The organism is Neorhizobium galegae bv. orientalis str. HAMBI 540, from assembly GCF_000731315.1.
GTDB lineage: Bacteria > Pseudomonadota > Alphaproteobacteria > Rhizobiales > Rhizobiaceae > Neorhizobium > Neorhizobium galegae.
In genome coordinates, this window is the sequence record NZ_HG938353.1 from 2,171,660 (window position 1) to 2,184,422 (window position 12,763).

General features: G+C 61.8%; 10 protein-coding genes. 6 read left to right on the top strand and 4 right to left on the bottom strand.

The genetic code is table 11. The annotated features are described in order from the left end of the window. Positions 1–27 precede the first annotated feature (27 nt). The gene (locus tag RG540_RS10865) at positions 28–1,140 is read left to right on the top strand and encodes a lytic transglycosylase domain-containing protein (RefSeq protein ID WP_038587625.1); all 1,113 of its coding nucleotides are present in this window, start codon (positions 28–30) and stop codon (positions 1,138–1,140) included. Positions 1,141–1,181: 41 nt separating this feature from the next. Here the strand turns inward: RG540_RS10865 and RG540_RS10870 are convergent, their stop codons facing one another. After that, positions 1,182–2,534 carry a serine hydrolase domain-containing protein gene (locus tag RG540_RS10870; RefSeq protein WP_038593527.1) on the bottom strand — a complete coding sequence of 451 codons (1,353 nt, stop codon included), beginning with the start codon at positions 2,532–2,534 and terminating at the stop codon, positions 1,182–1,184. A gap of 166 nt (positions 2,535–2,700) precedes the next feature. Here RG540_RS10870 and RG540_RS10875 point away from each other — a divergent pair, with 166 nt between their 5' ends. The 5 genes from RG540_RS10875 (at position 2,701) to RG540_RS10895 (ending at position 7,906) form a co-directional block, all read left to right on the top strand. Then, positions 2,701–3,948 (top strand): DUF3419 family protein, encoded by a 1,248-nt coding sequence (locus RG540_RS10875; RefSeq protein ID WP_038587627.1) that lies wholly within the window; start codon positions 2,701–2,703, stop codon positions 3,946–3,948. 11 nt (positions 3,949–3,959) lie between these two features. Next, complete coding sequence (locus RG540_RS10880) at positions 3,960–4,616, top strand: class I SAM-dependent methyltransferase (RefSeq protein WP_038593530.1); 657 nt, start codon at positions 3,960–3,962, stop codon at positions 4,614–4,616. A gap of 147 nt (positions 4,617–4,763) precedes the next feature. After that, the gene (locus RG540_RS10885) at positions 4,764–5,549 is read left to right on the top strand and encodes a glycoside hydrolase family 25 protein (protein ID WP_038593533.1); all 786 of its coding nucleotides are present in this window, start codon (positions 4,764–4,766) and stop codon (positions 5,547–5,549) included. A 140-nt stretch (positions 5,550–5,689) separates the two neighbouring features. Continuing rightward, positions 5,690–6,892, top strand: a complete 1,203-nt coding sequence (locus RG540_RS10890) for a lytic murein transglycosylase (RefSeq protein ID WP_038587629.1) — start codon at positions 5,690–5,692, stop codon at positions 6,890–6,892. Between the two features lie 84 nt (positions 6,893–6,976). Next, complete coding sequence (locus RG540_RS10895) at positions 6,977–7,906, top strand: DMT family transporter (protein ID WP_038587632.1); 930 nt, start codon at positions 6,977–6,979, stop codon at positions 7,904–7,906. Between the two features lie 417 nt (positions 7,907–8,323). Here RG540_RS10895 and metF read toward each other — a convergent pair whose 3' ends face one another. From metF to RG540_RS10910, 3 genes are all read right to left on the bottom strand, one after another. Further along, on the bottom strand, positions 8,324–9,211 hold the full coding sequence (gene metF / locus RG540_RS10900) for a methylenetetrahydrofolate reductase [NAD(P)H] (protein WP_038587635.1): 888 nt from the start codon (positions 9,209–9,211) through the stop codon (positions 8,324–8,326). A gap of 13 nt (positions 9,212–9,224) precedes the next feature. Further along, positions 9,225–10,223: an ArsR/SmtB family transcription factor gene (locus tag RG540_RS10905; protein ID WP_038587638.1), complete on the bottom strand. Its 999-nt coding sequence runs from the start codon at positions 10,221–10,223 to the stop codon at positions 9,225–9,227. Positions 10,224–10,373: 150 nt separating this feature from the next. After that, a complete protein-coding gene (locus tag RG540_RS10910) occupies positions 10,374–12,671 on the bottom strand; it encodes a methyl-accepting chemotaxis protein (RefSeq protein WP_038587641.1) in 2,298 nt (765 codons plus the stop codon). Between the last annotated feature and the right edge of the window lie 92 nt (positions 12,672–12,763).

The window sequence follows — 12,763 nt, forward strand, 5'->3', positions numbered from 1 at the left end:
TAACCATTTTTTCATGAAAGCGACCCAATGGCGATAATCCGATTCCTCGGCCGCGGGACGGTTGTGGCGTGCGCCGTTTCTTCGGCTCTCACAGGATGTTCGAGCGTCGAACGCGAGCAGAAGCTTGCAGCGACGCAGTCGGTTGCTCCGATCAACGGCCAGGCGACCGGACCTGTTCAGACAGCTTCCGCGGATGGCCAGACGACCACCCATAAAGCCGACCTGCCGGTCTACGGGCCGGTTCAGGTTGCAGGCCAGACGATCCTTCCGGGGGTCCAGCTTGCCTCGACCGTCCAGGTAGCCGGCACCCAGCCGACCGCGGCACTCGCCAAGACCGCAAGACTTCCCGTTCCGATGCCTGCCGCCGCCGATGCGATGTCCGTTCAGTCGGCCGCGATGGCATCGCCCACCATGGCCCCGCTCGTCGCTTTTGCGCCGGCGCCGGGACCGGCGATGATGCCGCCGCCCGCTGCCAGCACAACCTCGACTATCCTCGCGTCCGCCCAGCCGGCGAACCTTGCGATGCCAAAGGGCAGCCGCCTCGTGTCGCCGCCGATCGCGCCTGCCGTCACCGAAGGCCGGATCCAGCCGGCCGCAGCCTCGGCAATCGCGCTCGACGAACCCGAACTTACGCCTGATATGGTCGCACTCCAGACCGTCGTCCCGATCCCTCGCCCGGACACTGCGACGCTTGCCTATGCAGCGCAGCCGAGAGCGATCGCAGCATTGTCCGCCATGGAATTCCCGCCGGCTCCGGGCGAGCCTATGCCGACCACGGCGTCCGATGCGCCGCCGGAATTGAGCAAGCTCATCAAGCGTTATGCCGGCATGTACGGCGTGCCGGAATCGCTGGTGCACCGCGTCGTGCATCGGGAAAGCAAATACGATCCCAAGGCCTATCACAAGAACGGCTATTGGGGCCTCATGCAGATCAAGTATTCGACCGCCAAGTCGATGGGTTACGAAGGCCCGCCGGCCGGCCTGCTCGATGCCGAGACCAACCTCAAATACGCGATCAAGTATCTGCGCGGCGCCTGGCTTGTCGCCGAAAACAAGAACGACAACGCCATCAAGCTCTATGCGCGCGGCTATTATTATGACGCCAAGCGCAAGGATATGCTGGACGTCCTGGAAAAGTAAGCCGGGCCTGAAAAGTGCTTAGCCAGAACGCTCGCGGCGCCTCAGGGCGCCGTTGTTGTTTTCACGACCTCGGCGACAAGCCGTGTCGGGTCGTAGCGGTTCCAGCTCGGCGTCAGCCCAAGTCTTACCACCACCAGATCGAGCGACGGGATGACCGTGATGGTCTGCCCATCGTGCCCTTGGATAAAAAAGGCATCCGCCGGCATGTCCGGATTGTTCTTGCCCCGCAGCCAGGTCTGCATCTTCGAATAACGGCCGTTCGACGTGGCGTTGGCCTGGTACATCAGCGCGACAAAACCGTTCGGTAGGATCCGGCTGCCGTTCCAGACGCCGTCTCGCGCAAGCAGCAGCCCCATCCTGGCCCAGTCCCGCGCCGTCGCATACATATAGGAACTGCCGACGAGAGTGCCGGCCGCATCCGCCTCCATCACGGCGCTTGTCATCCCGAGCGGACCAAACAGGGCGGTGCGGGGATAGGCGAGCGCCGAGGTCCCGTCGCCGACCTTTTCCATCCAGATTCTTGAGAGCAGCACGGCGGTGCCGGAGGAATAGCTGAACCGCGAACCTGGATCGGCCTCGAGCGGCTGGTCCGCGGCAAAACTTGCCATGTCCGGCTCGAGATAGAGCATACGCGTCACATCCGCGACCGCACCATAATCCTCGTTGAAGGCAAGCCCGCTTTCCATGGCTGCGAGGTCCGCAATCCGGATATCGCCGCGCTGGTTGCCCTGCCATTGGGGAAACAGTCCCTTGTCATCCAGCGAGAGCTTCCCGTCGCGGATCAGCGTGCCGAGGATCGCGGCGTTCACGGTCTTGGTCATCGACCAGCCGAGCAGCGGCGTATCCTTCGAAAAACCGCTCGAATAGGTCTCGGCGACGACCCGTCCCCCTTTGACCACCACCACCGCCCGCATGCCAGGTCCGACAAGATTCGCATCTGAGAGGAGCCGCGCAACCGACGGATCAGGTTCCACTTTTCCGCCTTCCGGCCAAAGCGCGGACGGATCGGCTGACGTAACGGCAGGCACCGGAACGGTGGCGGCTGCCGCGGCTGCGCCGTCAGGCGTGACGGTGCAGCCGAGCCCTTCGCGATAGACCGCGTCATTGCCGGCGAAAATGCCAAGCAGTGCCGCATGAACCCGCTTTTCCGTTCGATCGACGGAAACCCGCATCAATCTCAGAAGCGGATGGCCGGGAGCCTGGACATCGACCGCCAGAACCTCATCGCTGTCGCGTCCGGCAAGGAAGACGTTCGAGCAGACCATCTTGGCCGAATAGCCGCTGCCGACCCTCAGCAGTTCCGGAGGCGACGTATAGAGCCAGATCCCGAGCCCGATCAGGCCAACGAAGATAAGGCCGACGAGGATTTTCAAAGACCGGATCAAGAACCGCATGCCTGCCTCCCATTGGACGGCCGCATGCAATCAGGATTCTCGGATCCAAGGAAGAGGCGATCGGCAACGCCCGGGCCTATTGCGGGACTGGACACAGGCCTCGTCATCAATCTGTAGCATGACGGGTTTACACGCCCTGAAACTCTGAACAAGGCGGGACTCGACCATGGCGGATATTGCACAGGAAGCCGGTTTTCGGAAAAACCAGAAGCTCAAGGATGCACTTTTGCAGCATAAAGCTCTGTCTCGGCAGGGTTTTTCAGAAAGGCTTTTCGGCCTGCTGTTCTCCGGTCTCGTCTATCCGCAGATCTGGGAAGACCCGGAAGTCGACATGATCGCCATGGAGCTTTCCGACCAGCATTCGATCGTCACCATCGGCTCCGGCGGCTGCAACATGCTCGCCTACCTGTCCCGCTCACCGAAGAAGATCGACGTCGTCGATTTGAACCCCCATCACGTCGCGCTGAACCGCCTGAAGCTCGCCGCCTTCCGCCATCTGCCTGGCCACGGCGATGTCGTTCGCCATTTCGGCATGGACGGCATCCGCACCAACAGCAAGAGCTACGACGCCTTCATCGCCCCGAACCTCGATGCGGCAACCCGCGCCTATTGGGACAAGCGCTCGATCGCCGGCCGCCGCCGGATCGAGGTGTTCGACCGCAATATCTACAAGACCGGCCTGCTCGGCCGTTTCATCGGCGCCGGCCACCTGATCGCCCGCCTGCATGGCATCGACCTCACCCAAATGGCAGAAGCCAAATCGTTGCGCGAACAGCGCCAGTTCTTCGACGCTCGCATCGCTCCGCTGTTCGACAGGCCGCTGATCCGCTGGATCACCAGCCGCAAGAGCTCGCTGTTCGGTCTCGGCATTCCGCCGCAGCAATATGACGAGCTGGCGAGCCTCGCCTCCGACGGCTCGATCGCACCGGTCCTGCGTCAGCGCCTCGAAAAGCTCGCCTGCCACTTTCCGCTACGCGACAACTATTTCGCCTGGCAGGCCTTCGCCCGCCGTTATCCGAAGCCCGAGGAAGGCACGCTGCCAACCTACCTGAAGGCCGAGAACTACCGCGCCATCCGCGACAATGCCGAGCGCGTCACGGTCCATCATGCCAGCTTCACCGAGCTTCTGGCCCAGAAGGCCGCGGGTTCGGTCGATCGTTACGTCCTGCTCGATGCGCAGGATTGGATGAACGACGAGCAGCTCAACGACGTCTGGTCGGAAATCACCCGCACGGCCGCCCCCGGCGCCCGCGTGATCTTCCGCACCGCCGCCGAAAAGAGCGTGCTCGACGGTCGCCTCTCGCCGGCGCTGCTTGATCAGTGGTCCTATCTGGAAGAGCGCTCCAGCGAGCTCAACCTCGAGGATCGCTCGGCGATCTATGGCGGTTTCCACATCTATGTGAAAAAAGCCTGATGGCGACGGATATGGCGAACAGCCCCCTGTCCAATGGCCACGCCGAGCGCATGGACCGGATGTACCGGTATCAGCGTCATATCTACGATATCACGCGCAAATATTACCTCTTCGGCCGCGACCGGGCGATCGCGGGATTGAATGTTCCGCCGAATGCCTCGCTGCTCGAAGTCGGCTGCGGCACAGGCCGTAACCTCGCCCTCGCTCATCGGCACTACCCGGCTGCAAAGCTCTATGGCCTCGATATCTCCGCCGAGATGCTGGAAAGCGCCCAGGCCAACTTCCGCGGCAAGCCGGTCACCCCGGAATTTCGGGTCGCCGATGCCACCAGTTTCAAAGCGGAAGAATTCGGCACGACCGGCTTCGACCGCATCCTGATCTCCTACGCGTTGTCGATGATTCCCGACTGGGAAAAGGCGGTCGAAGCCTCGCTTGCGGCACTGTCGCCGCATGGTTCGCTGCACATCGTCGACTTCGGCCAGCAGGAACGGTTGCCGGGCTGGTTCGGGCGGTTTTTGAAGGCGTGGCTCATGCGTTTCCACGTCACGCCGCGGCCGAACCTGCACGAGGTGCTCGAAAGCAAGCTTGCCGACGCTGACGCCGATATGATCTTCGAGGAGATCGGCGGGGGCTACGCGTGGCACGCCGTCATCCGCCGCCGGCGCTGAATCCCGGCGCTTCCTGACGTTTGAAGCTGGAATTCCTCTTGCCCTAACTGATTTTTTACGACGTTATGGTGAATATGGAGTTCACGCCTCCCTGTTTCGCGTCGAACGGGGCAAGAGGCTTCCACATCGACACCACACGGGATGTTCATGCCTCGGCTCCTTCTGGCCCTCCTTGCGACCGCGTTCCTTATCACGGGATGCACATCCTCAAGCTATGACCTGATGGAAACGTCATCGGTCAAGAAGATGCGGTTCAAGGACAATGACCCGCAGGATTTCGGCAAGAACCACCCGGGCCTGCACGAAATCCATGGCATCGACGTCTCCAAGTGGAACGGCACCGATATCGACTGGCCCGCCGTCAAAAAATCCGGGATAGCCTTCGTCTTCATCAAGGCGACCGAAGGCAGGGATCGCATCGATCCGACCTTCGAGCTGAACTGGCGAGGTGCCGCGTCGGCCGGCATTCCTTACGCCCCCTACCATTTCTATTATTTCTGCTCGACGGCCGACGAACAGGCCGATTGGTTCATCAACAACGTGCCTAAGGATGCGGTAAAGCTGCCGCCGGTCCTCGACATGGAATGGAACCAGGCTTCGCCGACCTGCAAGACGCGTCCCGATCCCGAAACAGTGCGTGCGTCGATGCAGCGCTTCATGGACCGTCTCGAGGCCTATTACGGCAAGCGCCCGATCATCTATACGTCGGTGGATTTCCACCGGGACAATCTGGTCGGCGCCTTCAGCAACTACCATTTCTGGCTCCGCGCCGTGGCGCAGCATCCCACCAAGATCTACCCGGATCGCCGCTGGGCTTTCTGGCAGTATACTTCGACAGGCATCGTTCCGGGCATCAAGGGCGAGATGGATATCAACGTTTTTGCGGGCACGTCCAAGAATTGGCATAACTGGATTGCGGCGGTGGACAAGTAACTCCGTTCGCAGGGCGAATAGGTGTCTGGCAATGTGTGAGCAGTTGCGATAAAAACTGCGCCACCAGAGCTGCCGCCCATGTTTCGGTCACAAAATTTTCCGAGATCAGGCGGCGCTTACTCAGATTCTAGGAACGCCGAATGTCCGCTCGCTTTGCCCGCCGCCTCGCCCTCGCCTCCGTCATCACCAGCTGCCTCGCCTCCACCGCTCTCGCCCAGACCTCGGCTCCCGCCTGCGGCGGCGATCTCGGTGCCTTCCTGAACGGCGTCAAGGCAGAAGCCATTTCCAAGGGCGCATCGGCAAGTGCTGCGGATGAAGCACTCGCCGGCGCGCAGATCGACCAGAAGGTCTTGTCCCGCGACCGGGCCCAGGGCGTCTTCCGCCAGACCTTCCTCGAGTTCTCGCAGCGCACCGTCAGCCAGGCCCGCCTCGATATCGGCCGCCAGAAGATCAAGCAGTATGCGGACGTCTTTGCCCGCGCCGAAAAGGAATTGGGCGTGCCGCCAGGCGTGATTACCGCCTTCTGGGCCATGGAGACCGATTTCGGCGCCGTCCAGGGCGACTTCAACACCCGCAACGCCCTGGTGACGCTTTCGCATGACTGCCGCCGCCCGGAACTTTTTCGCCCACAATTGATCGCCCTGATCGAGATGGTCCAGCACGGCGACCTCAATCCTTCCACCAACACGGGTGCATGGGCCGGCGAGATCGGCCAGGTGCAGATGCTTCCCAAGGATATCGTCGCGCACGGCGTCGACGGTGACGGCGATGGCCATGTCAACGTCAAGACCAGTTCTCCGGACGCCATCCTGACAGCCGCCAAGTTCATCCAGAGCATGGGCTTCAAACCCGGCCAGCCCTGGATGCAGGAAGTGACGCTGCCCGAGAACCTGCCTTGGGACAAGTCCGGCCTTGGCAACGAAATCCCGGCGAGCGAATGGTTCAAGCTGGGCGTCGTCCCGCGCGATGGCGTAACCAATTTCGGCAACCTGCCCGCAGCCCTCATCCTGCCGCAGGGCCGCAAGGGACCGACCTTCCTCACCTATCCGAACTTCAACATCTATCTGGAATGGAACCAGTCGTTCATCTACACGACTTCGGCCGCCTATTTCGCAACCCGGCTTTCCGGCGCTCCGACCTATCAGAAGGGCACGCCGGACCAGGGTCTCGACGATACCGGCATGAAGGCGCTGCAGACCAAGCTCGAAGCGCTCGGCCACGATATCGGCAAGGTCGACGGCATCCTCGGATCGGGTACGCGCCAGGCCGTCCAGAAAGAACAGGCACGCCTCGGCCTGCCGGCCGACGGCTGGCCGACCCAGGGCCTGCTCTCCGCGCTCTGAAATTCAATCGCCGCCCGGCGAAATCGGGTGGCGACTCGTGGATCATCGGGATATCCCTTCGCCTTGACCGCGAGGAGATTTCGCATGACAACCGCCGCCATTTCGAAACCCGGCGCCGTGGCATGGGCGCTGATACTGCTGCTCGGGCTGATCTGGGGCGGGTCCTTCTTCTTCGCGCGCGTAGCGGTCTTGGAAGTTCCGCCCTTCACGCTCGTTTTCCTGCGCCTGTTTCTGGCGGCGCTGGCGCTCCATATCTACCTGCACGGTCGCTTCGGGCTCTATGCGACGCTTCGCACCCATTGGCGCTGGTTTCTGGTGATGGGCTTCATCAACAACGCCCTGCCCCACACGCTGATCTTCTTCGGCCAGACCGAGATCGGCGCCGGGCTTGCCTCGATCCTCAACGCCAGCACGCCGATCTGGACGGTTCTGATCGCCAATCGCTGGACCACCGACGAAAAGCTGACACCCGCAAAAATCGCCGGCTGCCTGACGGGGCTTGCCGGTACGGCCGTGCTCATCGGTCCCGGCGTCGCGGCAGCCGCCTCCGTACCGTTCTGGGCGCTGATCCTGCCTATCCTTGCGGCAATCTCCTACGGCGTGGCCGGCACCTACGGCAAACGTTTCCGCGGCCTGCCGGCACCTGTCACCGCCACCGGACAGCTTACGGCCTCCAGCCTGATCATGCTGCCCGTGTCGCTCTTCGCCGACCAGCCCTGGGCACTGCCCGCCCCGTCGACACACGCCGTTCTTGCGATCCTCGCCCTGGCGCTCCTGTCGACCGCCTTCGCCTATCTTCTCTATTTCCGGATTCTTGCACTGGCGGGTGCCACGAATGCGTCTCTGGTCACGCTCGTCGTGCCTCCGAGCGCTATCCTCCTCGGCGCGCTTTTCCTAGATGAAAGGTTGGAGGCGACCGACCTGATCGGCATGCTGCTGATCGGCTTCGGCCTCGTCCTGCTCGATGGAAGGCTTCTTCGCAGGCGCAGCAATGTGGCATCGAGAGCGCCGTAACGGGGCGAAACCATCACGGAATATGTCAGAAGTTAACAGCCGTACACGGCTTTTTAACTTTGCGGAAATTAAGATTAACGGATGATTTATCGATAAAAACCAATTACTTGCGTATTTATTGTCGGCGCAAGGTGAACAGGCGCACGGCGCTGCAGCATCGAAAGACGCTTCCCAACCGGCACAAAACCGACATAAAGTCTGCCCGTCAACGCAAGGAGGCAGACATGGGACGTACATACTCTCTCAATGTCTTGGTAGTCGGTGCAGCGTTTGTGTTTGTGGCATCCATGCTCTTCATTTGAGCGCCACCAGTTCCACTACCAGTTCAAAATATCGCATCCACGACCGTTTGATAATCAGCACTTCCGGTGAAAACGCATGCTCCTTTCGTAGGAGCATGCGTTTTTTTCAATGCGCTCAGGCAGCGGCGATACGCGGCGTGCGGATCTGCCGGCGGCCGAGCCGCTGCAGGACGGCGGATACGAGCGGTGCCCGGTTCATCGTGTAGATGTGGAAGTCGCCAAGTCCGCGGCGGATCAGGTCTTCGATCTGTTCGGCGGCGATATCGGCGGCCACCTTGGCGCGATCCTCGGGCTTGTCGTCCAGCCCTTCGAAACGAGCATCCAGGAAGGACGGAACCGAGGAACCGCAGCGGCCGGCGAAACGCTTGAGCTGGGTCAGGTTCTGGATCGGCATGATGCCCGGCACGATCGGGATCGGGATACCGGCGGCACGGACCTTTTCGAGGTAACGTTCAAAAACGTCGTTGTCGAAGAAGAACTGGGTCAGTGCCCGGGCAGCGCCTGCATCCGCCTTGCGCTTCAGCATTTCGATGTCGGCGCCAAGATCGGCGCTTTCCGGATGTTTTTCGGGATAGGCGGAGACGGAAATGTCGAAGCCGCCGAGCTCGGTCAATCCGCGCACCAGGTCCGCCGCATTGGCATAACCCTGCGGATGGGGACGATATTCGGTGCCGACACCGCTCGCCGGATCGCCGCGCAGGGCAACGATATGGCGAATGCCGGCGGCGCGATACTCGCTGACGACCGAATGGGTTTCTTCGTGCGTGGCGTCGACGCAGGTCAGATGTGCGGCGGTCACAAGCGAGGTCTCTCCGACCAGTCGGCGCACCGTATTGATCGTTGGCGCCTTGGTCGAACCGCCCGCACCATAGGTGACCGAAACAAACCTCGGATCCCAGAGCGCCAGTTCATCGACCGTATCCCAAAGCTGGCCCTCCATCTCGTCCGACTTCGGCGGAAAGAATTCGAAGGAAACGCTGAAAGTTTCGCTATCGGCGGTCATTGGTTCAGCTCCCTTAAAGAACGGTTTGCGATTGGGCGGAGGCGTGATGGGCAGCAATCAGCAGGCGGCGGTCGCGGGCGAGCCAGACGGTGGCCGTAAGCCCGCCTTCCTTGCCCGAACCCAGATCGATTGCCTGCTCGACTTCGAGGCCCACCTTCTCGAGCCATTCCGCCATCACCTGATGGGAAAAGCCGAGACGCACATGGGCATGGTCGTTGCGCAGGTATTCGAGCGTATGCGGTGCGAGATCGACGATCAGCAGGCGGCCGCCCGGACGCAGCACGCGAGCTGCCTCGGCGATCGCCAGTTCCGGCTGGTCGAGGAAGTGCAGCACCTGATGAACGGTGATCAGGTCGAAATCCTGGCCTTCGAGCGGCAGGTTGAGAATGTCGCCATGCCGCACCGACGCCTTGACGATCCCAGCCTTGTCGAGATTGGAGCGGGCGACCGAGAGCATGTCACGGCTCGCGTCGATGCCAACGGCGCGACGGTAGATGTTGGACAGAAGCTGCAGGATCCAGCCGGTGCCGGTGCCGAGATCGAGAAGCGCATCGACCGGCGTCGTGCCGATCAGTTTCAGCAGCGCCGACTCGACGGCCGCGTCGCTGATATGCAGGCGGCGAAGCTCGTCCCATTCGGATGCGTTGCGGCTGAAATAGGCCTGAGCGCGTTCGGCATGCAGGCGCTTGACCATCGTCAGCCGCTCGCTGTCTCTCAGCAGGACCGGATCCTCCTCGGAAGCGGCCGCCAGCAGCGTCCTGACCAGCGTTGCCGCCTTGCCTTCCTGCTTCAGCCGGAAATAGGCCCAGGCGCCTTCCTGATAGCGATCGATCAGTGCTTCTTCGGCAAGCAGCTTCAGATGCCGCGAAATGCGCGGCTGCGATTGGCCCAGGATTTCGGTAAGATCTGTGACGGTCAGATCCCCGGCAGCGAGAAGCGCAAGCAGGCGGAAGCGCGTCGGTTCGCCCGCCGTTTTCAGTACGTCCACCAGGGTGTCGAGCGCCAATCCCATTCAGCCGCATCCTTACGCAATCAAGATATAAAGATATGTTTATATCGTTTTGCCGTTCTATGCAAGCGGCAACTGATGGATCCGACGAGGTCGCCTGAAACGCAGAAGGCGGCCGAAGCCGCCCTCTCAAGTTCTGTTCGTGGCGTGGGATCAGAATTCTTCCCATTCGTCGGTCGATTGTGCGAGAGCCGTATTTCCGCGGGAAACCGGAGCGCGGGCCGGCGCCGGCCGGGTGGGGGCAGCGGCAACCGGGCGTGAGACCGGAGCCGCCGGTGCGCGCATACGGCTTGCCGTCTCGCGAAGCTGGCCCGAGGGGCTGCCGCCGAGCTGGAAGTGCGACAGCAGATCGCTGAGCTTGCCGCTTTCCTGGGCAAGGCCTGCGCCGGCGGCGTTCATCTCTTCGACCATGGCGGCATTCTGCTGGGTCGACTGGTCCATGTGATTGACGGCGGTATTGACCTGCGCAAGGCCGACCGACTGTTCCTGCGCTGCGATCGCGATCGCATCCATATGACTGTTGACGGTCTGGACGAGCTGTTCGATGACGCTGAGCCCCTCGCCGGTCTCGCTGACGAGCTTGACGCCCTCGCCGACGGCAACCGCCGAGTTGGAGATCAGCGACTTGATTTCCTTGGCGGCGTTCGCCGAGCGCTGGGCGAGTTCGCGGACTTCTTGTGCGACGACCGCAAAGCCCTTGCCGGCCTCGCCGGCTCGCGCTGCCTCGACGCCCGCGTTAAGGGCGAGAAGGTTGGTCTGGAAAGCGATCTCATCGATGACGCCGATGATCTGGCCGATCTGCTGCGACGATTTCTCGATCCGTTCCATGGCAGATACTGCGTTGCGGACGACCTGGCCCGATTGATCGGCTCGTGTCCGGGCATCGCGGACGACGTCGCGGGCTTCGCCGGTGCGCTTCGAGGTGGCGACCACATTGGCGGTGATCTCCTCGAGTGCTGCGGCTGTTTCTTCCAGCGAAGCAGCCTGCTGCTCGGTGCGCTTCGACAGGTTGTCGGATGCGTCGGAAATTTCCCGCGAACCACTGGTGACGGTGGAAACCGAATTGCCGACGCTGAGCAGCGCGTCGCGCAGCTGGCGGACCGAGGTATTGAAGTCGTGGCGCAGGCCTTCAAACTGCGGTGCCAAAGCTTCGTTCACTTCGCAGAGCATGTCGCCGGCAGCAAGACGACGAAGATTGGCGGCAAGCGCGCCGGTCGCCTGCGTCAGCTTCGCCTCGGCATCTGCCTCGCTCTGGCGCTGCATTTCGAGACGCTCGGCTTCCGAGCGACGACGGGTGGCTTCTGCCTCGGCTTCCAATTGAAGATTGCGGATCGCGGCTTCACGGAAAACCTCGACCGAGCGGGCCATGGCGCCGATTTCGTCCCTGCGATCCGAATAAGGGATCGCCTCTTCGGTATTGCCGGACGCAAGACTTGCCATCCGGTCGCCGATCTTGCGGATCGAGCCGGACAGGCTGCGGGCAATGATCACGCTGAGCGCGATGACAGCCAGGATGAAGATCGAGAGTGAGCCAAAAAGTACCTGCAGGCTGGACGCAGCGTCGGAAGATTTCTGATCGCCCAACGCTTTCAACTCGCTCGCAGCCTGGGCGATGATGCCGGAAGTGAAGGTGCGACGGTTCTCCATGGCCCGTGCCCAGGCGCTATAGTCGTCGGCGGCCGGCGTATAGGGCTTCAGGCTGTCGAGCGCCTTCATCGTATTGGTGATCAGCTGACCGTCGGGCGTCTGGAAATAAGCGTCGTACTGCGCGATCAACTTGGAGGACAGGAAAGCGCGCATCGGCTTTTCATAAAGCCGGACCTGCTGCCGCCCCTGCATGAAACGGGCGGCTTCTTCGACGGTCAATGCACCGTTTTTGGTGTACTGCTGCCCCATCCGGTTGACGATGACGTAGCCGTTGCTAAGCTGGACAAGGGCATGGAAGCCGTCGACATAGCGCGCCAGCGCGCGGTCTTCGGTCAGGCCGCCGACGCGGCCGATGATATCCAGCGTCTTTTCCGAAACCGGCGTCACGTATTGCGCAGACAGAAGCTGGTTTGTGTCCCCGCTATCGATCTTGGCACGATATTCCGGCATCCGCAGGAAGCGTTCATCCACCGCCGCGACAAGCTCGCGCAAACTGGCCTCGCCATAACCCTGCGCATCGATGACCTTATACTGGTTTACAAGTCGCTTTTCCGCCGCGTCCACGCTAGCGCGGGCCTGGGGCCGCTGCGCCATAGAACCAAAGCTTTCTTCCGGGATGGCGTTCATCAGCTCGCCACCGGCAAGCGCCAGGCTCTCAAGAGCGATCGCACGGTTCAGCTCCCGGTATTGGTTGTAGGATTCCCAGCTGGCGAACGCGCCGAGCCCAATCACGGCCAGAAGCGGAACGGAAGCAAGAAGCGTCAACGATGTACGGAAAGGCAAACGTTCGATCAAACGCAGCATGAATAAAACCCTCTGAAACGGGCCGTCATCATGACAGCGTCAAGACCCAGGCGGACATGGTCTCCCTGGGGCGAGAAAATGCGCCGGGAATC

Coding starts and splice junctions, on each gene's coding strand:
- metF (WP_038587635.1), bottom strand. CDS start 9,211: ATGACCGCCGATAGCGAAACTTTCAGCGTTTCCTTCGAATTCTTTCCG.
- RG540_RS10910 (WP_038587641.1), bottom strand. CDS start 12,671: ATGCTGCGTTTGATCGAACGTTTGCCTTTCCGTACATCGTTGACGCTT.
- RG540_RS10880 (WP_038593530.1), top strand. CDS start 3,960: ATGGCGAACAGCCCCCTGTCCAATGGCCACGCCGAGCGCATGGACCGG.
- RG540_RS10895 (WP_038587632.1), top strand. CDS start 6,977: ATGACAACCGCCGCCATTTCGAAACCCGGCGCCGTGGCATGGGCGCTG.
- RG540_RS10870 (WP_038593527.1), bottom strand. CDS start 2,534: ATGCGGTTCTTGATCCGGTCTTTGAAAATCCTCGTCGGCCTTATCTTC.
- RG540_RS10905 (WP_038587638.1), bottom strand. CDS start 10,223: ATGGGATTGGCGCTCGACACCCTGGTGGACGTACTGAAAACGGCGGGC.
- RG540_RS10865 (WP_038587625.1), top strand. CDS start 28: ATGGCGATAATCCGATTCCTCGGCCGCGGGACGGTTGTGGCGTGCGCC.
- RG540_RS10890 (WP_038587629.1), top strand. CDS start 5,690: ATGTCCGCTCGCTTTGCCCGCCGCCTCGCCCTCGCCTCCGTCATCACC.
- RG540_RS10885 (WP_038593533.1), top strand. CDS start 4,764: ATGCCTCGGCTCCTTCTGGCCCTCCTTGCGACCGCGTTCCTTATCACG.
- RG540_RS10875 (WP_038587627.1), top strand. CDS start 2,701: ATGGCGGATATTGCACAGGAAGCCGGTTTTCGGAAAAACCAGAAGCTC.